The 23,547-nt window shown below is 72.0% G+C and carries 19 protein-coding genes and 1 pseudogene; 2 read left to right on the top strand and 18 right to left on the bottom strand.

All coding sequences use genetic code 11. The features are described from left to right. Positions 1–8: 8 nt before the first annotated feature. The 15 genes from AC07CM_RS07025 to AC07CM_RS06955 all read right to left on the bottom strand — a co-directional run bounded on the left by AC07CM_RS07025 (position 9) and on the right by AC07CM_RS06955 (position 17,588). A complete protein-coding gene (locus AC07CM_RS07025) occupies positions 9–443 on the bottom strand; it encodes a CoA-binding protein (protein ID WP_478875285.1) in 435 nt (144 codons plus the stop codon). Beyond that, entirely contained in the window at positions 440–2,674 is a 2,235-nt protein-coding gene (gene glgB, locus AC07CM_RS07020) for a 1,4-alpha-glucan branching protein GlgB (RefSeq protein ID WP_478875284.1), read from the bottom strand. Before glgB ends, AC07CM_RS07025 begins: the two co-directional genes overlap by 4 nt. Then, complete coding sequence (locus tag AC07CM_RS07015; protein WP_478875337.1) at positions 2,671–4,713, bottom strand: alpha-1,4-glucan--maltose-1-phosphate maltosyltransferase; 2,043 nt, start codon at positions 4,711–4,713, stop codon at positions 2,671–2,673. Before AC07CM_RS07015 ends, glgB begins: the two co-directional genes overlap by 4 nt. 83 nt (positions 4,714–4,796) lie before the next feature. After that, positions 4,797–5,591, bottom strand: a complete 795-nt coding sequence (locus AC07CM_RS07010; RefSeq protein ID WP_478875283.1) for a MinD/ParA family ATP-binding protein — start codon at positions 5,589–5,591, stop codon at positions 4,797–4,799. A gap of 20 nt (positions 5,592–5,611) precedes the next feature. After that, a complete protein-coding gene (locus tag AC07CM_RS07005) occupies positions 5,612–6,847 on the bottom strand; it encodes a PP2C family protein-serine/threonine phosphatase (RefSeq protein ID WP_478875282.1) in 1,236 nt (411 codons plus the stop codon). A gap of 10 nt (positions 6,848–6,857) precedes the next feature. Beyond that, complete coding sequence (locus tag AC07CM_RS07000; RefSeq protein WP_478875281.1) at positions 6,858–7,355, bottom strand: ATP-binding protein; 498 nt, start codon at positions 7,353–7,355, stop codon at positions 6,858–6,860. A 13-nt stretch (positions 7,356–7,368) separates the two neighbouring features. Next, complete coding sequence (locus AC07CM_RS06995) at positions 7,369–7,680, bottom strand: STAS domain-containing protein (protein ID WP_478875280.1); 312 nt, start codon at positions 7,678–7,680, stop codon at positions 7,369–7,371. 26 nt (positions 7,681–7,706) lie between these two features. Continuing rightward, a complete protein-coding gene (gene glgX, locus AC07CM_RS06990) occupies positions 7,707–9,851 on the bottom strand; it encodes a glycogen debranching protein GlgX (RefSeq protein WP_478875279.1) in 2,145 nt (714 codons plus the stop codon). Next, a complete protein-coding gene (locus AC07CM_RS06985; RefSeq protein WP_478875278.1) occupies positions 9,848–10,189 on the bottom strand; it encodes an STAS domain-containing protein in 342 nt (113 codons plus the stop codon). Before AC07CM_RS06985 ends, glgX begins: the two co-directional genes overlap by 4 nt. Beyond that, positions 10,186–12,024, bottom strand: coding sequence for an AGE family epimerase/isomerase (locus tag AC07CM_RS06980; RefSeq protein ID WP_478875277.1), 1,839 nt, complete (start codon positions 12,022–12,024; stop codon positions 10,186–10,188). Before AC07CM_RS06980 ends, AC07CM_RS06985 begins: the two co-directional genes overlap by 4 nt. 145 nt (positions 12,025–12,169) lie before the next feature. Continuing rightward, on the bottom strand, positions 12,170–13,621 hold the full coding sequence (locus AC07CM_RS06975; RefSeq protein ID WP_478875276.1) for a maltokinase N-terminal cap-like domain-containing protein: 1,452 nt from the start codon (positions 13,619–13,621) through the stop codon (positions 12,170–12,172). A gap of 202 nt (positions 13,622–13,823) precedes the next feature. After that, positions 13,824–15,101, bottom strand: a complete 1,278-nt coding sequence (locus tag AC07CM_RS06970; protein ID WP_478875275.1) for an IS701 family transposase — start codon at positions 15,099–15,101, stop codon at positions 13,824–13,826. A 200-nt stretch (positions 15,102–15,301) separates the two neighbouring features. Beyond that, positions 15,302–16,003: an SDR family oxidoreductase gene (locus tag AC07CM_RS06965; protein WP_478875274.1), complete on the bottom strand. Its 702-nt coding sequence runs from the start codon at positions 16,001–16,003 to the stop codon at positions 15,302–15,304. Positions 16,004–16,044: 41 nt separating this feature from the next. Beyond that, a complete protein-coding gene (locus tag AC07CM_RS06960) occupies positions 16,045–17,385 on the bottom strand; it encodes a sugar phosphate nucleotidyltransferase (protein WP_478875273.1) in 1,341 nt (446 codons plus the stop codon). A 47-nt stretch (positions 17,386–17,432) separates the two neighbouring features. Then, complete coding sequence (locus AC07CM_RS06955; protein ID WP_478875272.1) at positions 17,433–17,588, bottom strand: hypothetical protein; 156 nt, start codon at positions 17,586–17,588, stop codon at positions 17,433–17,435. Between the two features lie 298 nt (positions 17,589–17,886). Between AC07CM_RS06955 and AC07CM_RS06950 the strand changes: the two genes are divergently transcribed. Next, positions 17,887–18,702 carry a helix-turn-helix transcriptional regulator gene (locus tag AC07CM_RS06950; protein WP_478875271.1) on the top strand — a complete coding sequence of 272 codons (816 nt, stop codon included), beginning with the start codon at positions 17,887–17,889 and terminating at the stop codon, positions 18,700–18,702. 327 nt (positions 18,703–19,029) lie between these two features. Here the strand turns inward: AC07CM_RS06950 and AC07CM_RS06945 are convergent, their stop codons facing one another. Together AC07CM_RS06945 and AC07CM_RS06940 are read right to left on the bottom strand one after the other, a co-directional pair. Continuing rightward, a complete protein-coding gene (locus AC07CM_RS06945; protein ID WP_478875270.1) occupies positions 19,030–19,878 on the bottom strand; it encodes a transketolase family protein in 849 nt (282 codons plus the stop codon). Between the two features lie 226 nt (positions 19,879–20,104). Beyond that, a complete protein-coding gene (locus AC07CM_RS06940) occupies positions 20,105–20,836 on the bottom strand; it encodes a methyltransferase domain-containing protein (protein WP_478875269.1) in 732 nt (243 codons plus the stop codon). Positions 20,837–21,138: 302 nt separating this feature from the next. On the opposite strand from AC07CM_RS06940, the gene AC07CM_RS06935 reads away from it, so the two are divergent. Continuing rightward, positions 21,139–23,064, top strand: a complete 1,926-nt coding sequence (locus AC07CM_RS06935) for a helix-turn-helix domain-containing protein (protein WP_478875268.1) — start codon at positions 21,139–21,141, stop codon at positions 23,062–23,064. Between the two features lie 82 nt (positions 23,065–23,146). On the opposite strand, the pseudogene AC07CM_RS06930 reads toward AC07CM_RS06935, so the two are convergent. Continuing rightward, positions 23,147–23,547: pseudogene (locus tag AC07CM_RS06930) on the bottom strand (DEAD/DEAH box helicase); the annotation flags it as partial.

The raw sequence follows: 23,547 nt of genomic DNA, 5'->3' as shown, positions 1-23,547 counted from the left end.
TCCCCTCCTCAGGTGGTGCGGCTCAGGGCCCCGGCCAGCTCCAGCTCCGCGTGCACCGCGCCGAGGCAGCGGTTCATGACCACGCGCAGGCCGCCCGCCTCGGCGATGTTCCGGGCCTCGTCGGAGACGATGCCGAGCTGCAGCCACAGGGAGCGCGCCCCGATCGCGAGGGCCTGCCGGGCCACGGCGGGGGTCTCGGGCGCCGGCCGGAAGACGTCGACGATGTCGACCGGTTCACCGATGTCGAGCAGCGAGGCGAAGGCCGGCCGGCCGAGCACCTCGCGGTGGTGCGGGTTGACCGGGATGACGTTGAAGCCCTTGCGCCGCAGATGGGCCGGGATCTCGTGGGCGGACTTGCCCGGCTCGGCGGAGGCGCCCACGACCGCGATCGTGCGCGCCCCCTCGAGGATGCGCCGGTACTCGTCCCACAGGTACTCGCTCATGCGTACGTCCCCTCTTCGTGTCGTTCGCCGCCCGCGGCCACGCGTCGCGGCCGCAGCCAGATGACGCCGAGGGGCGGCAGGGTGACCTCGGTGCTGAATTCCTGGCCCTGCCAGGGGTTCCGGCGGGCCCGCATCGGCCCGGGGTTGACCACGCCCGAGCCGCCGTAGCGGTGGGCGTCGGTGTTGAGGATCTCGGTCCACTCGCCGTCGGCGGGCAGGCCGATGCGGTAGCGGTGGCGCACACCCGGTCCGAAGTGGTGCACGCACACCAGGGGGGTGCCGTCGGTGTCGTGGCGGACGAAGGAGTACACGTTGTCCTCGGCCGCGTCGGCGTCCAGCCAGCGGAAACCCGCGGGGTCGGCGTCCAGGCGCCACAGGGCGGGGATCGCGAGGTAGTGCGCGTTGAGGTCGCGTACCAGGTCGCGCACGCCCGCGTGCGGGGCGTGCACGAGGGCGGCCCAGTCGAGGCCGGCGTCGTGCGACCACTCGCTCTCCTGGGCGAACTCCTGTCCCATGAAGAGCAGATGCTTGCCGGGGAAGCCCCACATGAGGGCGAGGTACGCCCGCACGTTGGCGAACCGCTGCCAGGGGTCGCCGGGCATCCTCCCGAGCAACGAGCCCTTGCCGTGCACCACTTCGTCGTGGCTGACCGGCAGCAGATGGTTCTCGGCGTAGGCGTACACCATGGGGAACGTCAGCGCGTGGTGGTGGTACTGCCGGTGCACCGGGTCCTTGCCCATGTAGAGCAGGGAGTCGTGCATCCAGCCCATGTTCCACTTGAACCCGAAGCCGAGCCCGCCATGGTCGGTGCGCCGGGTCACGCCCTCCCAGGCGGTGGACTCCTCGGCGACGGTGACCACCCCGGGGCAGCTGCGGTAGACGGCGGCGTTCATCTCCTGCAGGAACTCCACCGCCTCGAGATGCTCCCGGCCGCCGTAGGCGTTGGGCAGCCAGCCGCCCTCGGGGCGCGAGTAGTCGAGGTAGAGCATCGAGGCGACGGCGTCCACCCGGAGGCCGTCCACATGGAACTCGGTACACCAGTACAGGGCGTTGGCGACCAGGAAGTTGCGCACCTGCTCGCGGCCGTAGTCGAAGACGAGGGTGCCCCAGTCCGGGTGTTCGCCGCGCCGCGGGTCGGGGTGCTCGTACAGAGGGGCGCCGTCGAACCGGGCCAGCGCCCAGTCGTCCTTCGGGAAGTGCGCCGGCACCCAGTCGAGGATCACGCCGATGCCGGCCCGGTGCAGGGCGTCGACCAGGTACCGGAAGTCGTCGGGGGTGCCGAGCGCGGCCATGGGCGCGTAGTACGAGGTGACCTGGTAGCCCCAGGAGCCACGGAACGGGTGCTCGGCGACGGGCAGGAACTCCACGTGGGTGAAGCCCAGCGCCTTGACGTAGCCGGGCAGTTCGGTGGCCAGCTCGCGGTAGGTACGGCCGGGCCGCCAGGAGCCGAGGTGCAGCTCGTACACGCTCATCGGCGCCCGCTCGGCGGCCCGGCGGCCGCGTCCGGCCATCCACTCGCCGTCGGTCCACCGGTGGCGGGAGGTGAAGACCACGGAGGCGGTGCCGGGCGCCGCCTCCGCCGAGCGGGCGAGCGGGTCGGCCTTCTGCCGCCAGGTGCCGTCGGGTCCGAGGATCTCGTACTTGTACCGGCAGCCGTCGCCGGCGTCCGGCACGAACAGCTCCCACACGCCCGAGGCACCCAGCGACCGCATGGGGTGCCCGGTGCCGTCCCAGTGGTTGAAGTCCCCGACGACCCGGACGGCGCGGGCGTTCGGCGCCCAGACCCCGAACGCGGTGCCGGTGACGGAACGGTGCTCCAGCACCCGCGCGCCCAGCACGGTCCACAGCCGCTCGTGCCGGCCCTCGGCGATCAGGTACAGGTCCAGCTCGCCCGGCACGGGCGGGAAGCGGTACGGGTCGTCCGTCTCGCAGGCGCACTCGGCGTACCGCACCCGCAGCCGGTAGTCGCGGGTGCCGTAGGGCAGTTGCCCGGAGAAGACGCCGCCGCCCTCGTGGCCCAGCTCGGCCAGCACGTCCCCGGCCGCGTCGATCGCCCACACCGCCTCCGCGAGCGGTTTGAGGACGCGCAGGGTCGTGCCCCCGGGTCCCGGGTGCGGGCCGAGCAGCGCGTGGGGATCGCTGGTCTCGCCGGTGGTCAGGCGCCTGAGGTCGGTGGCCGGCAGCCGTGCGGGGGCCGTCCGGACGGGGTGGGGGGAAACCGGCGGGTTCACGAGAGGCGCGTCCTGTCCGTGATGATGTGGGCGACCTGGTGCTGCGGATCGAGGCGTACGTAGTTGTCGCGGCCCCAGCGGTACGTCTCGCCGGACAGCGCGTCGTGCGCGTCGAAGTGGTCGGCGCGGTCGAGGCCGAGGGCCGGCAGGTCGAGGTGGACCGTGGCCTCCCGCACGCTGTGCGGATCGAGGTTGAGGACCACCAGCACCCAGTCGTCCCCGACCCGCTTGGAGAAGCAGACCACCGCGTCGTTGTCCGCCCGGTGGAAGCGCAGGTTGCGCAGCCGGCGCAGGGCGGGATGGTCCCGGCGCAGCCGGTTGAGCGTGGTGATGAGCGGGGCGAGCGTGTCGCCCGAGGCGTCGGCCGCCTTCCAGTCCCGGGGCCGGTACTGGTACTTCTCCGAGTCGAGGTACTCCTCGCTGCCGGGCCCGGCGGGCACGTTCTCGTACAGCTCGTAGCCCGCGTAGACGCCCCAGGCCGGGGCGGCCGTCGCGGCGAGCACGGCGCGGACCGCGAAGGCCGCGCGGCCGCCGTACTGCAGGAAGGCGTTGAGGATGTCCGGGGTGTTCACGAAGAGGTTCGGCCGCAGGTAGGCCGCGCTCTCCTCGCCGCCGAGACCGGCGAGTTCGGCGAGGTAGGACTCCACCTCCTCCTTGGAGTTGCGCCAGGTGAAGTAGGTGTACGACTGGTGGAAGCCGACCCGGGCGAGGCTGTGCATCATCGCGGGACGGGTGAAGGCCTCGGCGAGGAACAGCACGTCGGGGTCGGTGGAGTGCACCTCCTCGATGAGCCGCTCCCAGAACCAGACCGGCTTGGTGTGCGGGTTGTCCACGCGGAAGATCCGCACGCCGTGCGCCATCCAGTGCCGCAGCACGCGCAGGCACTCCGCGTACAGCCCCTCGGGCTCGGTGTCGAAGTCGAGGGGGTAGATGTCCTGGTACTTCTTCGGCGGGTTCTCGGCGTAGGCGATCGAGCCGTCGAGCCGGTGCCGGAACCACTCCGGGTGCTCGGTGACCCAGGGGTGGTCGGGCGAGCACTGCAGCGCGAAGTCGAGCGCCACCTCCAGGCCGAGCTCACCGGCCCGGGCGACGAAGTGGTCGAAGTCGTCCAGGGTGCCGAGGTCCGGGTGGACGGCGTCGTGGCCGCCGTCCGGGGAGCCGATCGCCCACGGCGACCCCGGGTCGTGCGGGCCCGCGGCCAGGGTGTTGCCGCGGCCCTTGCGGTGGGTGGTGCCGATCGGGTGGACGGGCGGCAGGTACACCACGTCGAAGCCCATCGCGGCGACGGCGTCCAGGCGTTCCGCCGCGGTGCGCAGGGTCCCCGCGCGCGGGGGCTCCAGTACGCCCTCGGCGTTCACCGTGGCCGGCACGGCGCCCTCGGAGCGCGGGAAGAACTCGTACCAGGACCCGAACAGCGCGCGCTCGCGGTCGACGCGCAGCGGCAGTTCCTCGGAGGAGGTCACCAGCTCGCGCAGCGGCCGGGTGGCCAGGACACGGGTCACCTCGGCGTCCAGCGCGGCGGCGAGCCGGTCGTCGGGGCCGAGGGTGCCGTCCAGGAGCCGGTCGCGGGCCGCCGCGAGCACCTCGCGGGCCCGCTCCGGACCGTCGGCCGGCAGCTTGTGCAGCGCCCGCTCCAGCAGTAACGCGCCCTCCGCCAGGACCAGCTCCACGTCGATCCGGGCCGGGATCTTGATCCTCGCGGTGTGCCGCCAGGTGGCCAAGGGATCGGTCCACGCCTCCACCCGGTACGTCCACTCGCCCTCCCGGTCGGCCGAGACCTGGGCGGCGTACCGGTCGGTCCCCGGCGCGATCAGGCGCATGGGCGTCCAGGGGCCGGGCCGGCCGTCCGGACCGGTCAGGACGACGTTCGCGGCGACCGCGTCGTGTCCCTCCCGGAAGACGGTGGCGGACACCTCGAACAACTCGCCCGGCACGGCACGGGCGGGGCGGCGGCCCGCGTCCACCTGGGGGCGGACGTCCCGCACGGGTATCCGGCCGACGGTGGGGGCCGGCCGACGGACGTCGGGCTTGCCTTGCATGCTCATGCCTCCTGGCACCGAAGTAAGAGCCTGTGTCGCGTCGGCTCTGAGGTCGTGGACCCGGCTCTTGCAGGCACCGGGGGTCAGGGCAGGGAAGGGGGATGCGGCGCGGGCCGGCGCAGCGCCGTGGTCCCGTTGCTCACCTCGGCGATGATGCGGCGGTAGCCCGCCACCAGCGGATGGTGCGGATAGGCGGTGCTGAACAGGCGCTCCCCGGCCAGCGCCGCCATCTCGGGGGCGTAGGGCAGGGCCACGGTGATCGGGGTGCCGAAGGCGTTCTCCACCTTCGCGCGCAGCGGTTCCGGTGCCGTCCCGGCCGGCACCTGGTTCACCGCCACGCTCAGCTGCCCGCAGCCGAGGCGTTCGGCGAGCGACATCGTCTCGGCGGCGCCCGCCATGTCCAGGCGGTCCGCCCGGGTGACCACCACCAGGGCGTCCGAGCTGGCCATCGAGGTCACGGTCTCGTTGTTGAAACCGGCGTGGGTGTCGAGGAGCAGCACGTCGAGGGCGAGGGAGTCGATCAGCCGGTCGAAGCCCTCGCGCAGCAGCCCGACGTCGTAGCCGCGCCCCATGATCTCGTTGATGCCGGCGGCCCGGCTGCGGGCCGGCACCACGAAGAAGCCGTCGTGCCCGGCGTCCGCCTCCGCGGCGTAGGCGGCGTCCTCGATCTCGCAGCGCCCGATCAGGTAGTCGGTCAGGGAGCGCCGTACCGTCCCGAGCGCGTCCCCGAACATGACGTCCAGGGCGGGGGTCTGGATGTCGGTGTCCACCAGTGCGACCCGGCGTCCGGAGGAGGCCAGGAGCACCGCCAGGTTGGCGGCCGTGCTGGACTTGCCCGTACCGCCCCGGTACGAGTGCACGGTGATGATCTGCGACATGGTCTCCACCCGGGGTTCCGTCAGGAGTGGCGCCGGTGCACGGCCATCATGGTGATGTCGTCCGACTGCTCGGCCGGGCCGACGAACTCGCCCAGCACGCCGTCCATGTGGTCGAGGAGTTCCTCGCCGCGCACCGCCGCCTCGGTCAGCTGCTTGATCATCAGTTCGTTGCCGAAGAACCGTCCCGTCTCCGAGCGCGCCTCGGTCACCCCGTCGGTGTAGATGAAGAGGGTGTCGCCCGGGCTGATCTGCGCGTAGCCCAGCGAGAAGGTGACGTCCGGGATGACGCCGACCGCCGGTCCGGTGGGCTCCAGGAGCACCGGTTCGGCCCCGTCGGCGCTGACCAGGACCGGCGGGTTGTGGCCGCCGTTGATGTAGACGAGGTTGCCGGTGAGCGGGTCGAGGACGCCGAAGAAGAGGGTGGCGAAGTAGCCCTGCCGGATGTGGTTGCGGGTCAGGTAGTTGTTGGTGCCCACCACCGCGTTCAGCAGCGGGGTGGCCCCGACGACGGGGATCGCGCGGGTCTGCTCCTCCCAGACGGTGGACTCGTTCAGCACGTCGGCGGCGATCAGGCTCTGCAGCCCGCTCTGCTCCGCGGTGTGCCGCAGCAGGCTGCGGATCAGCGCCATGAACAGGGCGGCGCCCACGCCCTTGTCGCAGACGTCGGCCACGACCAGGGCCAGCCTGCGCCGGTTGACCAGTTCGAAGACGTCGTAGAAGTCCCCGGCGACGGTGCGGGCCGGCCGGAAGCGTACGTCTATCTCCCAGTCGTCCGGGCTGGGCAGGGTGTCCGGCAGGAAGCCGAGCTGGATCTCCCGGCCGATCTCCAGCTCCCTCTCGTAGCTGAGCAGTTCGGCGTGGGCGGTCACGTCCTCCAGGGTGCGGCTGAACTCGGCGCGCTCATGGCAGTTGCGCAGCCGGGCGCGGACCAGTTCGGGATGGAACGGTGGCACGAGATAGTCGGAGCCCGCCTGGACGTGACCTCCGAGCAGGTGGAGATCGTGGTCCGCGAACGCCACGACGGTCGGCTGCCGCCCCTCGTCGTCCAGCCGCCGCACGACCGCCTTCACCGTGGCCGGCGCGAGCCGGGCGGAGACGAGCAGCACCTCGGTCTCCCCCAGCTCGCCCGGCGCCAGCGCGAGCGCCTCGCCCGGGGTGCGGCGGCGGACCTCGAACCGCAGCGCGTCGAGGGTCGCCAGCAACTCGGCCGGGGCCCGGCGGTGTTCATCAAGGAGCAGCACCTTCGTCTGTGACATCTCGTCTCATCTATCCGTGGTGGTCGCGGTGGATCGTCAGCGTGCTGACGTTGCGCCCCGCCACCAGCTCGTAGTCGAAGCGGTCCACCGCCGTCAGCGCCAGGAACACCCCGAGCCCGCCGACGGCACGCCGGGCCAGCGGCACCTCCAGGTCGGGCGCCTTCATGCCGCCGCGTGGATCGAAGGCCGGGGCGTCGTCGGCGAAGCGCACCCACACCCGGTCGGGGGCGACCCCGCCGTCCACGCAGATGTCACCGGGCGCTCCGCAGTAGCCGTGCATGACGATGTTGGTGGCCAGCTCGTCGGCCGCCAGCCGCAGCCGGTAGGTCTCGCTGCTGCTCAGCCGGCCCGACCGCCCGAGCTCCAGGACGAACCGGGCGACCAGGTCCAGGGATTCGAGGTCGGCCGGGATCCGCAGGCCGGCCGCGGTCCGCGCGGCGAGCGGCAGGTCGCACCACTCCTGTCCGGCGGTGTGTTTGGCCGACGCGGCCCCGGAGTCGATCGCCATTTCGTGGCCCCTCTCAGGCGTCGATCAGCTCGATGCTGTGGTCGAAGCCGGCCAGCCGGATGGTCCGGCTCACCGGCTCCGGGGCCCCGATCACGGCGATGCGTACCTCGTCGCCCATCTTCTGGCGGGCGAAGACCAGGGAGCGCAGACCCGCGCTGGCCAGGAAGTCGAGGTGCCGGGCGTCTATCTCCAGCCGTACCGCGCCCTGCTCGGCGGCCCGGTCGATCAGGTCGTGGAAGCGGGGCGCGGTGGACGCGTCCAGCTCGCCCTTGATCTCGATCGTCGCGATGCCCTCGGACACGCTCAGGATTCCGTCGAACGACATGAACAGCTCTCCTTCTGTGAGGGGGTTCAGCCGGTGCGCCGGTCCCGGCCGACGAGGATCACCAGCGCGTGCGGGCCGAGGTGGTAGCGGCCCGGATGGTGCAGCTCGCTCTCGCCGCCCACCGGGCTGAGCCCGTGCGGAGCGGCGAGACCGGTGTCGGCGAACAGGTGCCAGGCCTGTCCGTCGGGCAGCCCGGGCAGCTCCAGGTCGTGGGACTCCCAGTGGGCGTTGACGGCGACGTAGACGTGGTCGTCGGCGACGGTGCCGCCCTTGGCGTGCCGGCCGCACCGCATCAGGCCGAGCACCCTGCTGTGTGCGGACCAGTCGGGGTGCCAGGCCCGTACGCCGTGCCAGCTGATGTCGGGATAGCCGCTGCCGACCCGGTCGGCGCCGACCGGGTGGTCGGCGGAGCGCAGGACCGGGTGGGCGTGCCGGAAGGCGATCAGGGCCCGGCTGAACTCGAGCAGTTCGGCGTTGGCCTCGACGAGCCCCCAGTCGAACCAGGAGAGTTCGTTGTCCTGGCAGTAGCCGTTGTTGTTGCCGAGCTGGGTGCGTCCGACCTCGTCGCCGGCCAGGATCATCGGAACGCCCTGGCTGGTCAGGAGGATGCCCAGCAGGTTCTTCATCTGGCGTGTGCGGAGGTCGCGGACGTGCGCCGAGGCGCTGGGTCCCTCCTCACCGCAGTTCCAGCTGTGGTTGTCGTTCCCGCCGTCGCGGTTGTCCTCGCCGTTGGCCTCGTTGTGCTTGTCGTTGTACGACACCAGGTCGTTGAGGGTGAATCCGTCGTGCGCGGTGACGAAGTTGACCGACGCCGAGGCGGTACGGCCCCGGTACAGGTCGGGGGAGCCGGCCATGCGGGTGGCCAGCTCGCCGACCAGGCCCGGCTCGCCCTTGACGAACCGGCGCACGGAATCCCGGTACTTGCCGTTCCACTCCGACCAGCGGCCGTAGTTCGGGAACGCGCCCACCTGGTAGAGGCCGGCCGCGTCCCAGGCCTCGGCGATCAGCTTGGTGTGGCGCAGGATCGGGTCGTGGGCCAGCTGCTCCAGCAGCGGCGGGTTGGGCAGCGGGGTGCCGTCCGGCGCCCGGTCCAGGATGGCCGCGAGATCGAAGCGGAAGCCGTCGATGTGGTACTCGGACACCCAGTAGCGCAGACAGGACAGCACGAAGTCGCGGACCACGGGGTGGTTGCAGTTGACGGTGTTGCCGGTGCCGCTGAAGTTGTAGTACTCGCCCTCGGGCGTGAGCATGTAGTAGGTGGCGTTGTCCAGGCCGCGGAACGAGATGGTCGGGCCGTACTCGTTGCCCTCGGCGGTGTGGTTGAACACCACGTCGAGCATGACCTCGATGCCGGCCCGGTGCAGCTCCCTGACGAGCGTCTTGAACTCGTCGGCCTGCATCCCGAACCGGCCGGTGGCCGCGTACCCGGCCTTGGGCGCGAAGAACGAGACGGTGTTGTAGCCCCAGTAGTTGTACAGGCGCCCGCCGGTGGCCGGGTCGGTGCGCGGGTTGTCCAGCTCGTCGAACTCGAACACCGGCAGCAGTTCCACACAGTTGACGCCGAGGTGCTTCAGATGGGGGATCTTCTCCCGCAGGCCCGCGTAGGTGCCCGGGGCGCTCACCGCGGAGGAGGGGTGGCGGGTGAAGCCGCGGACGTGGGTCTCGTAGATCACCAGGTCCTCGGTGGGGATGCCGAGCGGGGTGTCGTCGCCCCAGTCGAAGTCCTCGTCGAGCACCCTGGCGCGGTAGGGGTAGACGTCGTCCCAGTCCGGTTCCCGACCCCACACGTCCCGGCCGGAGACCAGCCGGGCGTAGGGGTCGCTGAGCACCTTGCCGGCGTCGAACCGGTCACCGGCCCGCGGGTCGAAGGGGCCGTCGGCGCGGAAGCCGTACTCCAGGTTCTCCGCGTCCAGGCCGAAGACCGTCATCGCGTACACGCTGCCGATGCGGAACTCCGGTGGGAACTCCAGTTCGGCGGTGGGGCGCCGGGCGCCCCGCTCGAAGAGGACCAGCCGCATCACCGTGGCGCGGTCGGAGTAGACGGAGAAGTTGATTCCCCCCGGCACCGGATGGGCACCGTACGGGAAGGGCCGTCCGGCCCGGACCCGGTAGCCGCCGATCCGGCGGGTGGGGAACGCGTCGACCCGCTCACGTACGTCCGGGGTGGTCATCGGCCCGTGCGTTCCCGTGCGGCGTCCAGGTCCTCCTCGATCCGGAAGAAGTCCAGGAACCCGGTGGCGGACATCACGAACCGCACCTCCTCCGAGAGGCCGACCAGGGTCACCCCGGTCTGCATCTGCTGGGCCCGGCGGTGCACGATCAGCAGGGTGCGCAGGCCCGCGCTGGAGACGTAGCTGACCCCGCTGAGGTCGATCAGCAGCCGGCTGCCCTGCCCGACGAACGGCAGCAGCTGGGCCTGGAGCCCGCCGGACGTGGTGGAGTTGATCTCTCCTTCGAGGACGACGACCGCGGTGTCGCCCTCGGTGCGGGAGCTGAGCTTGACGGTCATCGCGCCACCTCCGTCCGGGCCACGGGAGCCAGCCGGACCTTGACCTTGACCCGCCCCGACGTCTCGGGCAGCTGCACGAGCAGGCCCTCGGCGTCGAAGGCGGTGTGCGGCTCGCCGTCGATCTCGACGGACTCGATGCGCACGGATCCGCGCGGCAGCAGGTCCGGTGCCACCCGCAGCACCCGGCCCTCGATCAGCGCGGGGTCCGGCTTGAACCAGAAGTCCATGGCGCTGCCCCCCAGCAGCAGGTTGTTGTAGACGGCGGCGAGGTAGCACAGCTCGGCCGAGTGGTACATCGACATCGAGTGGCTGCCCTTGAGCCGCTCGACCCCGAGCAGGTACGGCAGCCCGTTCGCCAGCACGTTGAAGTAGACGGCGCCCTCGTCGTGGTCGAGGAAGAAGGCGTTGTAGAAGGCCTGTGCGTCCCGGGCCTCGCCCTGGAAGTCGGCCCGGCCCGTGGTGCCGTGCAGGATGAGGTAGGCGAGGATCGCCTGCTCCTGCTGCCACCAGGCCTTGCGGTCGTGCCAGGTGAACCGGTGCCGGTCCTCGCCCGCCACCCGGATCCGCTCCACCACGTCGTACCAGCCGCCGCGCTGCCGGTCCGCGCCCCACTCGGGCATGGTCTCGCCGATGCCGGTGGCCAGCTCCAGATAGCGCTCCTTGGGACGCAGCGCGTGCATCCGCATCAGGTTCCAGGCGATCTTGAGGTTGTGGCCGACGACCGCGCGGTTCTGCTGCCAGCCGTGCGTGGTGTCGTGGGACCAGTCCTTGTGGAACCGTTCCTGCACGAAGGGGCTGTGCTCGGCGTCGGGGAAGCGGCTGACGATGGTGTCGAAGGTGTACTCCAGCATGTCGGCGTACGTCTTCTCACCGGTGGCCAGGTACAGGTTGATCAGGTAGGCCGGGGCGTGGTCGCCGACGGAGTTCCAGTTCTTGCGGGCCCGGTTGGGGCCGAGCGACTCGTGCTCCGGGCTGAGCAGGATCGGGTCGATGTGCGAGAAGTACCCGCCGTGCTCCGGATCCAGGTAGAACCGGTCGAAGAGCCGGATGGTGGCGTCCGCGTCGGCCTTGATGCGCGGGTCGCCGGTGATCCGGTACGTCTGGATCGGGCCGGCCAGCGCGTAGATCTGCTCGTAGGCGGGCAGCGCGTCGTAGTCGTCGGAGAACTCCGAGGTGAACAGCTTCGTCTCGACGTCTCCGTCGACCTTGAGGCCGTGGTACCAGTACACGACGTTCTCGTCGGCGTCCACGAACCGCATGTGCTCGCGCAGGTACTCGGTGCCCCGCTCGGCGATCTCCAGGTACTCGTCGTCGCCGGTCAGCAGGAACGCGGAGGCCATGCCGTACACCAGCCGGGAGATGGTGTCCGTCTCCTGTACGTGGCTCGCGGTCTTGTCGCCGCTCAGCCGGATCTCGGTGCGGTACTGCGAGAAGTCGATCGGCCCGTCGCCGAACTGGGCCTTGCGGTAGAAGCCGGCGATCTCGCGGATCTGCCGGATCCACCAGCCGGCCTCCTCGAACCGGTGGTCGTCCGTCTGCCGACCGGTGAACACCAGCCGCTTGGCCTCGAAGCGGAGCCCGTCGGCCTGCGGGTAGAAGATGCCGTACGCCAGGACGTAGCGGCCCTCCTCCAGCAGCGCGTCGATGTGTCCGGACGCGTCCTGGTAGGGCTCCCCGAGGTTGTGCAGCAGCTCGGCACCCGGGCCGCCGTCCAGGGAGACCTCGAAGGGGCGGCCGTCGGCGGTGACGAGGGTGAAGACCCGCGCCTCGCGGTCGAATCCGGCCACCCGGCCCGCGATGGTGTCGGAGAACGTGAAGTTGACGGTGTCGGACATGGTCACACCCTTCGCATTATGAGTTTGAATTCGTCCGGGACTGATGAACCATCGAATCTCCCGTTCCTGACATTCCGCGAACGTGTCACATCTTCAGCGGGTCCGTACCGCACGGACAAAGAGCGTTCGTGGACTTCCTGAACTTTCAGATCTCGGGCCGGAATTCCTCGACGAGACCGTGTACGGCGGCGAGTGGAATCGGCAGCCAGGCGGGCCTGTTGTGGGCTTCGTACACCGCCTCGTACACCGCCTTGTCCGCCTCGAAGGCGCGCACCAGCAACGGGTCGCGGCGCGGGTCCTGACCGCCGCCCGCGGCATAACCGGCGCAATAGGCCTGCCGGTTGTGCACCGCCCACGCCCTGGCCCGGCGGGCGAGCCCGGCCGCCCGCGGGTCGTCGGTACGGGTCTCGTCCGGCGGCCGGCCCAGGACCTCGGCCAGGGCGTGGTGGGCGGCGTAGTCGAAGGAGCGCAGCATCGCCGCGACGTCGCGCAGGGCCGGCTGCGGCCGGCGGCGCTCCTCCGGCGAGTGCCCGGGCTCCCCCTCGAAGTCGATGAGCACCCAGCCCTGTTCGGTGCGCAGGACCTGTCCCAGGTGCAGATCGCCGTGGATCCGCTGGACCAGCGGCGGGCGGCCGCGCAGGACGCTCATCCGCAGGCTCTCGTGCAGGCTCCACAGCCCGTCGGCGTACGGCTCCAGCCGGGGCACGGCCCGCAGTCCCTCCGCCAGGCGCTCGCCCAGCAGATCGAGCAGGGCCAGGCTCTCCGGACCGGTCAGCGGCCGGCTGCCGAGCTGTTCGGCGAGCGCGGTGTGCACCCGGGCGGTGGCCAGCCCCAGCCCGTACGACTCCTCGGCGAAGGCGCCGAGCGGCTCCCTGCCGTCGCCCTCGCCCGCCAGGCAGGCGCGGGCCCGGCCGGTGGCGGCGGCCCAGCCGTCCCCGCGCGAGCGGACGAACTCCTGCAGGATGCCGAGCGTGAAGGCGCCCACCGGGGACTCGGCCGCGGTGCGCACATGGGCCAGCGGCGCCGCGCTCGGCACACCGCCGGCCCGCTGCAGCGCGCCGAGCAACTCCAGTTCCGGACTGGTGCCGCGCACCGGCCGGCGCAGCACCTTGAACATCGCCCGGTCCGCGAAGGCCACCGAGGTGTTGGACTGCTCCGCCGTACTCGCCACCCCCGGCACCCCGAAGGGCAGCTCGCTCCCGGGCAGGCGCTCGAAGCGCACCGGCCCCGGTCGCTCGACCCCGAAGCACTCCAGCAGCCTGGCCATCAGCTCCGGGTCCTGGGTGGCCTCGTACAGCGTCAGTACCGGGCCGCCGGGTCCCGTCAGCCGTCCGACCACCGCCTCGGGCGTCCCGGGGACGGGCCCCCGGCGCAGCCCGAGCAGCGCCTGGTACGGCCCGTCCGCCGCTCCGGCGTCGAACACCGCGAGCAGCAGCGCCGGATCACCCGGCAGCACCCGTTCCAGGAGCCGGACGGTGACCTCGGGCGCCCCGGCATCCTTGCCGGCGAACCAGCGCTGCCCCGGCAGCCAGGACGCGAGCAGCCCGCCGAGCGCCGCACGCACCCGCTCCAGCTCGGCATCCACAAGAGTGGTCATGCCGCCCGCACCCCCATCCGCTCGCGCGCCGCAGGCAGCAGGCACGCGAGGAACCCGTCGAACGCCGTGCACACCGGCCCCGGCTCCGTGACCACAGAGATGGTCATGCGCCCGGGACCCCCGTCCGCACCGCCACCGGCGGGCACGCGAGGAACCCGTCGAGCGCCGTGAACACCCGCACCGGCTCCGTCCACAGGAGTGGTCATGCCGCCCGCACCCCCATCCGCTCGCGCGCCGCAGGCATCCGTACCGGTGGCGGCCAGGCCTCGGTGGGCCGTGTCGCGGAGAGCACCGTGGCCGCGTGGGCCAGCGAGACCATCGTCATGTGGTGGTGCCAGCCGCGGAAGGACCGGCCCTCGAAGTCCCGGATGCCGAGCCCCTCGCTGACCTCGGCCAGGTCACGCGTGACGCGCTGCGCGAGCATGGCGGTGCGGTAGACCGTGCCGAGCTGGGACTGCGGCAGGTTCGACAGCCAGTACTCGCTCGGGGTGCGCCGCCCCGGATCCCGCCAGGCGCCGACCAGGATCAGCTCCTGCTGGTCCGCGGGGACCGGCCGGGGGGCGTCGGGGCCCGTCCGGCGCAACAGGACCCGGGCGGCGCCGACCGACGTCGCCCGCAGGGCGTCCGCCTCGTGGTCGTACCACTCCACCGGCAGGCACTGCCTGCCCAGTTCCGGCACCAGGGCGAGCGGAGAGCCGGGCGGGCACGGCGCACCCGTGTCCTCGGACACCTGTTCCGGACCGCCCGGGCGCACCGAGGGCCGCACCGGCCGCATGGCCAGACCGCGGGCCGCCGGGTCGATCCGGACGACGAAGGGCATACGGCGTTCCAGCAGCACCGCGCAGATGCCATGGGCGTCGCTCTCGCGCAGGTCCATCACCACCGGCCGGTGCGGCAGCCCCCAGTCCCCGGCCATCGCGGACACCGCCTCGACCGCGCACTGCTCGGGCGGGCAGGAGCCGACGTCCTCCGGGATGCAGGCCCGGCGCCGCAGCGTCGCCTCGCCCGCCCAGCTCTCGGGCAGGGCCAGGCGCCAGTCGACCGGACACGACGCCCGCTCGGAGGCGAGCCACACCCCGATCGCCTGCTGGCAGTTGACGACCCGTCCGAACTGCGACACCCACCGCCGCTCCACGCCCACCGAGTGCTGCCCCACCTTGGAGATCACCAGCGGATGCACCACCCAGGCGCGCGGTTCGAGCCGCAGCAGCAGGTCCGCCAGCTCCCGGCGCACCGGCTCGGCGGCCCACGGGGACTTGGTGATGAACTGATAGAGGCTCTGTTCCACACCGCCGCCCGCCTGGTCGGCGATCGCCCGCATCGTCTTCCGACCGGAAACCGAAAGCAGGCCTCTCACATAAAGCTCTCCCCAACGCCTCTGGTCACTGCGCGGAATGGATCGGAACGTGCGGGAAACGATCTCGGAGATCACTTTCTCGGAAATCTCGGCGGACTCCACGATTTGACGTTCGCCGGGCATGACTCAGCCCTCTCTGGAATGCGTGGTTCTTCGCCCGGGGCCGGCGCCGCGGACGCGGAGTGCGTCCGCCGGGGCGCCGGCCCCGGCAGGGACCCGCCGGCCCAGGGGGGTTGGCACCGGCGGGTGTGGGGACGGGGCGGGCGGTCGGGGGTGGTGCCCGCCCTCGTCGTCCGTACGGCCCCGGGACGGGGGCCGTACCGCTACGGCCGCAGGGCCGGCAGGGCGTCCGGGGTCAGCCTGCGGAACAGCGGATCCCAGTCCGCGGGGGCCGTGCCCGGCTCGTTGTAGACCTCGAAGGTGCGGCCCACGGCCGCCGTGGAGCCCAGCGCCCGGACACAGGCCTCGGCCACCGAGGCGCGCGAGACCCAGCCGTCACCGCGGTCGTCCTGTTCGAGCCGGACACCCGCGCCCGCGCTGCCGTCGTCGGTCAGCCAGCCGGGCCGTACGACCGTGTAGGCGAACCCCGAGTCGCGTACCGCGTCCTCGCCGCGCAACCGCCAGTCGAGGAGCCGTCCGTAGGCGTTCATCGGATGCTCGCGCCGGGTCACGAAGATCTGGCTCACCAGCACGAGGCGGGGCCGCTCCGCGTACTCGGCGGCCGCCGTCAGCACATTGCGCACTCCGCTGTACACGGTGGACTCCGGGCTGTCCGGCCCGGAGTCGGCCGTACCCGGCTCCACGCTGAACACCACGGCGGCCGAGCCGCGCAGCGCCGGTCCCAGCGTGTCCGCGTACCGTACGTCCGCCTGCCACAGCTCACAGCCGGGCGGCGGGGTCGCTCCCCGCTCCGGGTGCCGGCTCACCACGCGGACCCGTTCGCCCGCCTCGGCCAGTCTCCTGGTCACGAGGGCGCCGAGCCGGCCCGCCCCGCCGATCACCGCTATGGGGCCGTGCATGTGCATGATTCCCCCTAATTGTCTGACACCTGTCGTCCCCGGCCGGGTCACACCCAGCGCAGGACGTCGTCGGCGCTCGTCAGCTCGGTCGCGGCCGGCACGCCGGTCAGCGTGGGCACTCTCAGCCGCGGGTAGACGGTGACCCCGCGGAACCGCGACCCGGGCCGCAGCACGGCCCCGTCGCCGATCGCCGTGTGCCCCTCCAGCCGCGTGGGCCGGCCGCGCTCCGAATGGATCACCGCCATCGGGCCGACGTAGGAGTCCGAGACGTCGGCGTGGGCGCCGATCACCGCGGACTCGCCGACGGCGGAGTGCACGAGCGTGCCGCCCTCACGGATCTCGGCCCCGTCGCCGACGTCCGTGTGCTCCAGCCGCACGCCCGGTCCGATCTCGACGTCGTGACCGATGCGCACCCCGGGGCCGATCAGCACCGACCCGTCCTCGATCTTCTGGGCGAGGGTGGTGCCGGTCAGGTCGTCCTTCGTCTGCAGGCTGCTCTCGTGGATCCAGTGCGTCCCGGGCCGTCCGGACCGCTCCATGAGCCGGTTCATCTGCTCGTACGCGCCGTCGAGCACGAGCCGCAGGGTGTGCAGGTAGTCGGGTACGTTGCCCAGGTCGCCGAGCCGGCCGATGGCGTGGGTGGCGACCGGATGGCCGTGCCCGGCCAGCCAGGGCAGCAGGTCCCCGCCCCAGTCCAGCCGCTGGTGGGTCTGCCGGAACAGCTCCGGCTCCCGGGCCAGCAGCCGCAGCCGGCCGCAGTCCACCAGGTACATCCCGGCGTTGGTGGGCAGTGTCGCCCGCTCGTCGGCGACCGCGTCCGGGAACAGCTCGCGCAGCCGTCCGGCGGCCGGCTTCTCGACGAAGCCCGTCACCAGTCCCCGCGCGTCGGTGCGCATCACGCCGTACTTGCCGGCGATCTCCCGGACCGTCCGTTCCACGGCGGCCACGGTCACCACCGCACCGCGCCGGTCGTGCGTCGCGCGCAGGGCCTGCAGGTCGAAGTCGAAGAGCGAGTCGACGGGCAGCACCAGGGCCTGGCCCTGGAGGTCCCACTGTTCGAGGTTGTGCAGCGTGGCTCCGGCGGAGCCGACGTTGTAGCGGTCCAGGCGCGACCGGGAGTACCGGACGTCCACCCCGTGGCGCTCGCCGTGACCCAGCACGAGCTTGATCTGATTACGGTTCTCCAGACCGTGGGCCACCACGTAGAAACGGCGGATGCCCTGGTCCCTGCAGGCCTCGACGATCCATTCGACGAGCCGCCTTCCGACGAACGGAATGAGCGCCTTGCTGCGAATGTAGTCGGAGGATTCCAGAGTGATGGGCTTGGCCCGCTCGCCTCTGCCGCCCGCGAGAATGATTCCGACGGTCTCCGGATTCCGACGAGGCACTTTGGCTTCCCCCTATGAGTTCGTCGGACGTCCGCCCGGGCCTTCGGTCAGCCCCATTCCGGGTCGTGGTCGGGGGTGTGGGCCGACTGGACGGCCGACTGGATGTGCGCGGCCTGTTCGGCCGACTGGACGCCCAGTCCGAGGAGGAGCATCAGGGTGAATATCGCGGTGAATCGCTTGGCGGTCGTTCCCATGGAATTCATGTGGATTCCCTCCCAGGTGGCTGATAGGCGCTGTCGCCTCCGCCGTAAGAAGCATGCCGCAGTCAGGGGCCGGATTTCTTCGCTTGGTAGCCTCGTGATCGCGCATTGCGCATTTCTGAAGGGGGAACGAATGTGCAGGAAGTCGGACAATCTCTCCCATCCCCATGTGGTCAGGCTCTGCGACGAGGGTCTGGCCCGCTACCGGGAAGCGCTTTCGAAAGGTCCGATTGATGGGGATGTCCCTGACTGCCTCGTCGAGTTGGGCCTGATGCGGCCGTTGGCCGAAAACCCGCGGATCATGGGCGTTGTGCCGCCCGACATCGCGGTGAGCGAGTTCTGCCGGCCCATCGAGCGCGCCATCCTGGTCCAGCAGCAGGCCGTGGCGGCCGTGCGCGAGGCCCTGAGCGCAGCGGAGGACGTCTACCGCGAGGAACAGGGCACCGCCTCCGCGGACATCCGTCTGCTGCACGGCGAGGACGTGATCAGCGCGGCACTGCAGAAGTCGGCCGACGCCTGCCGCGCGGAACTGCTGACCGCCCAGCCCGGCGGGGGACGGGCCACCGCGCTGCTCAGCAAGGCGCTGCGCCGGACCCTGGAGCTGGCCGAGCGCGACATCCGCCAGCGCACCCTGTACCAGCACTCGGTGCGCACGCACGGCCCCACGCTCGCCTACATCGAGCAGGTGACCGCGGTGGGCGTCGAAGTACGCACCCTGAACGAGCTGTTCGACCGCCTGATCATCTTCGACCGCAAGATCGCCTTCATCCCGGACCCGCGGCACGACCTGAAGACCACGGCCCTGACCATCGAGCACCCGGCGATCGTCCACTACCTGGCCACGGTCTTCGACCACGCCTGGCAGCGCGCGGAACCGCTGAGCATCACCCAGGAGCAGGCACGCCCCCCGCTGATGACCGACGAGACCCGGCGGACCGTCCTGCGGCTGATGATCGAGGGCCACACCGACGCGGCGATAGCCAAGCGCCTGGGCATCAGCGCCCGCACCGTCTCCACCCACATCGGCCGCGCGGCGGAGGCCCTCAACAGCAAGAGCAGAGCCCAACTGGCCTACGCCCTGGCCCAGTCCCGCCTCCTGGAGGACATCCTCGACTGACCACCGACCACACCCGGCACCCCACCACGCCCTGGAGGGCCCAGCCACCCCCTACGACGAGCCCACCCGCGAACACCACACCCGCACCCGCCGACCGCAGACCGCCGGCCCGCCCACGGGCAACGCGCCCCGCACGAGCCCGCCGCCCCGCGGGCCCCCACACGTACGCTCCGGCCGCCGACGACGAGCCCACCCCGGGCCCACTCCGACGGATCTGCGGGCCGCCGGCGGCGAGTCGGCCGTGCGGGGGCCACCCGCGGCCGGCGACGACGGCCGCGGGTGGTGCGGGCGGGAAGACCGTCCCGCCGGAGGCGAGGCCGAGGCGTGCTACCCCGCCGGCACCCCCGCCACAGCGGCCAGCACCTGAGCCACGTCCCCCTGCCCCACCCGCACCCCCGCCGGCACCCCCAGCACCACCCGCTCCGCCATCCGCCCCCGCAGCACCCGCAGCACGGAATCCAGCAGCCGGGGCACCGCGACCACCACCAACTTTCCCGGCACACCGTCGAGTTCGACGGCCGCGGCGGCCAACCGGGCCTCGTCCACATACACGAGGTGGGCATGCCCCAGCCCCGGCGCGGCCACCCGCGCCGCCAGCGCCAGCCGCGTACCGGCCTCGCCGACGGAGATCAACCGGGCGGCCGAACCCACGGCCTCGCCGAACTCCCAGGAGACAAGAGGCACTTCACCTTCCGTCCCGTACGCCCGAGCCGTCCCCGGCCCCTCCCCCAGCACCAGACAGTGCGGCCGCTCGGACCGGGCGGCCTGCCGTACCACCGCCCGGGTCTCCTCCTCCCCGCAGGGCACCGCCAGCGGCACCCCGGCCATCCGCCGCACCTCGTCGTACCCGCCGGGAAAGCCCTCCGGCGGCATCACCACCGTCGCTCCGGCCTCCAGACAGTCGCGCCACCACGGCCGCGGCACCCCCGTACGCCCGTCCACCGCACCCGGCGTGACGACCACGAACGGCCTGAACCCCGCCGCCCCCAGCCCCGTCACCATCTGCGTCAGCACCGAGCCCACGTTCGGCAGCGAGAAGAAGCGGTCGGGATGAGCCGCCTGGAACGGATGGTCCTTGTCGCGGGGCAGCGTCTCCAGGCAGACGACCCGGCCGTCCCGCCCGGCGACCGCCGTGAGCTCACTGCGAAAGGCGTCCCGCCCCGACAGGGTCACCACGCCACCACTTCCCCCGGTCGGCGGGCCCCGGCGGTCGCACCCCGCGACCCCGTGCCCGCGTCCAACTGCTCCCTGAGCGGCCGCGAAAGGTGCCGTACCACCCCGCTCCGGCCCTCACCGGGCCACCTTCCGCGGGACACCGGCCGGCACGGCGGGCCCACAGGCCGTGCGCGGCGTTCTCGCGGACCGCGCCCTCGGCGGTCATCACCTCGAGCCCTTGCCCGCCTCAGCCGCGCCCCGCGCCGGCGTCCGCGCGGATCTCCAGCAGCAGGTGCTCGACGACGTCGTCGCCGTACTCCCCCTCCACCAGCTCCACCGACCGCACCACCCGCAGCTCCCGCCCGCACTCCCGGGCGATCGTGTGCAGCTCGCCGAGAACACCGCGGCTGCTGAAGTGCAGCAGTGCCCGGCCGCCCGGGGCGAGCATCCGCGGAACCTCGGCCAGATAGCGCCGGTGCGCGCGGTAGCCCGGGTCCACATAGGCACGCTCGTGCATGGAGCGGTACGTGTACTCCTCGGGCGCCCGTACGTAGTTGGAGCTCCAGAAGACCTTGTCGAAACGTTCCTGCTGAAGCGCGGAGAACAGGTCGCTCCGCACCGCCCGCACCCGCTTGCCCACCCCGTGCCGCGCCGCGTTGAGCTCCGCGTTCTCCACCGCCCGGGGATTCACGTCCGCGGCGACCACCCGCTCGCACCCGCCGAGCGCGGCCCGTACGGCGATGACACCGGTCCCGCAGCCGATCTCCAGGAACGAACCCGACCAGTCACCCGGGCCCACCTCCGCGAGACCGAGCAGTTCGAGCGCGACCCCGGTCGACGGCGAGAAGACCGGGGCAAACACTTCGTCAAGAAGATCCCAGCGCAGGCCCGCCAGATCGAACTCGGCCGGCCGGTCCGGGCGTGTCATCGACAACCGGCTGCGCTCCAACGACCGTACATAGCTCTGTGTTCCCGACATGCTTCCGTCCCCCCGTCGGACGCTCCGTGACCGCGCGCCGCCGACTTCCCGGTGCGCTGTCAGGGCTTATTGTCAGGTAACCGGACGTCACGGGGGAATGTGCAGGGGTAACCGCTGCGGACCGGGCGGACGGTGCTCCGGTCACCGTGGGGCGGACCCAGGTATGTGGAATCGGCCAAAGGTCAGCCCAAGGGTACTGGTTTTAGCCATCGTTGACGCCTGTCGTGCGCGCAATCTAGGTTCACTCAGGCTCGGCAGAGCCACGCGCCGCAGGCGCCGCAGATCAACTGGGGGTGAGGTCGATGCGGCACACGGACGACTTCGTACAGGACGAATTGCTCAGACTTCTCGAACTGCTCGCGGCCGAGGCCCCGCCCCACCGCTTCGAACCGCCCCCGGACGCCGGATCCGTCGAGCCCGTGCCGGCCGAGTCCTTGGCCCTCCTCGACCGCGCGCGCACCCTCGCCCTCGACATCCACGGCCTGTTCGCCCGCCGCCAGCAGCGCGAGGCCGCCCTCTCCGCACTCGTGGACACCGCACGGGAACTGACCCTCCCGTACGACGTGGACGCGCTGCTGCAGGTGATCACCCGCCGGGCCCGGCTGCTCCTCAACTTCGACATGTCGTGGATCAGCCTCAGGGACCCGGCCGACGGCCGCTCCTACGTCCGCATATCCGACGGACACGCCTCCACGCTGACCCCGGGCTTCGTGGTCCCGGCCCAGGGCGGCGTCGGCAACGCGGCGGCCGACCGCTCCGGCCCCTTCTGGACCGCCGACTACCTCACCGACGACCGCTTCCCGCACTCCGCCGCCACCGACGAGGTGGTCGCCGCGGAGGGTCTGCACGGTCTGATGGCGGTGCCCCTGAAGGAGGGCAGCGACACCTTCGGCGCCCTCTACGGCGCCGACCGTTCGGTGCGCCACCTCACGCCCGACGAGATCACCCTGATGTCCTCCCTGGGCGATCTCGCCTCACTGGCCATCAAGAAGGCCCGGCTGCTCGCCCAGACACAGTCGGAACTGAGCGAACTGGAACTCGACGTGTCCCGGGCGCTGGACTCCTCCACCGCCGAACGCCTGGTCAGCGGCGTGCACACCCGGCTCATCGACATGGTGCTGAGCGGCCACGGGCTCGGCGAGGTGGCCGCCCGCGCCGCCGCCGAGCTGGGCGGAGCCCTGATGGTGCGCGACTCCACCGGCCGGACCCTGGCCGTCACGGACGGCTTCCCGGACATCGACGAGGCGGAACTGTTCCAGCGCACCCTGGACGCGCACACCGAACTCGCCCCCATCCGCTCGGCGGACGGCCTGTGGCTCTGTCCGGCCACCGCGGGCCGCGAGGTGCTCGGCACGCTGATCCTGGCCCCCGCCGGCCCGGCGATCGAGTACCAGCTGCGGCTGCTGCGGGCCACGGCCCAGTCCACCGCGGTGCTGCTGCGCATGCAGGCCGGCGCCGAGACCTCCCCCGACGGGGGCCGCAGCAAGCTGCTGCAGGACCTGATCGGCGACTCGCCCCGCGCACCCGAGCAACTCGCGGTGCACGCCCGGCGCCTCGGCGTCGCCCTCGACGACCCGCACGTCGTGCTGATCGCCCGGCCGGACGGCGGGGCGAGCGGCCGCGCCCTGGTCTGGGCCTCGTCGTACGCCCACCGCATGGCGGGACTGCAGACCATCGTGGACGACTGCCTGGTGCTGCTGATCCCGGGCACCGACTCGGGGGCCGCGGGCCGGGCGGTCACCGCCGAGCTGTCCACCGTGACCGGCCGCCGGGTGACGGTCGGCTCGGCCGGTCCGGTCGCCCATCCGGGCCTGGTCCACGGCACCTATCAGGAGGCCAGGCGGTGCCTGGAGGCGCTCACCGCGCTGGGCACCGACGGGGGCAGCGCCTCGGCACAGGAACTGGGCTTCCTCGGCCTGCTGCTCGCGGACAGCCCCGACATCACGGCGTTCGTGCAGACCACGATCGGCCCGGTGCTCGCCTACGACGACCAGCACTGCACCGATCTGGTCCACACCCTCGAGGCCTATTTCGCCTCCGGCGGCAGTCCGCGCCGGGCCGCCGAGGCCCTGCACGTCCACCCCAACACCGTCTCCCGGCGTCTGGACCGGATCAACGACCTGCTCGGGCCCACCTGGCAGGAACCCGTGCGGGCCCTGGAGGTGCAGCTCGCGCTGCGGCTGCAGCGCACCCGGCACGCGATCCGCTCTCCGCTGTCCACCTGCTGAAACGCAAAAAGGCCGCGAGCCCCGGAAGTTCCGGGGCCCGCGGCCTGGGCCGGAGGACCGGCGATCAGCCGGTCACTCGGTGTCAGCCGTTGCGCTTCCAGCGCGGCTTGTCGTCGCGGCGGCCGAAGGAGCCGGTGCCGCGGTGGTCGTCACGACGGCCGTAGGGGCGGTCGTGGGCGGCCGAGCGGAAACCCGGGCGGTCGTCGCGGCGCTCGCGGTTGAAGGGACGGTCGCTGCCGCGGTGCCCGCCGCGCTCGTCACGACGGAAGCCACCCCGCTCGTCACGGCGCTCGAAGGAACGGCCACCGCGGTCGCGGTCGAACGGACGACGCTCGTCACGGCGCTCGAAGTTGCGCCCACCACGGTCACCGCGGTCGTCACGACGCTCGAAGTTGCGCCCACCACGGTCGCCCCGGTCGTCACGACGCTCGAAACCACGGTCGCCACGGTCGCCACGGTCCCGGTCGAACGGACGACGCTCGT

It is taken from the genome of Streptomyces sp. NPDC044061, assembly GCF_056434305.1.
Note: the sequence above shows the minus strand (reverse complement) of the source record. Positions and strands in the feature narration are given on the sequence as shown.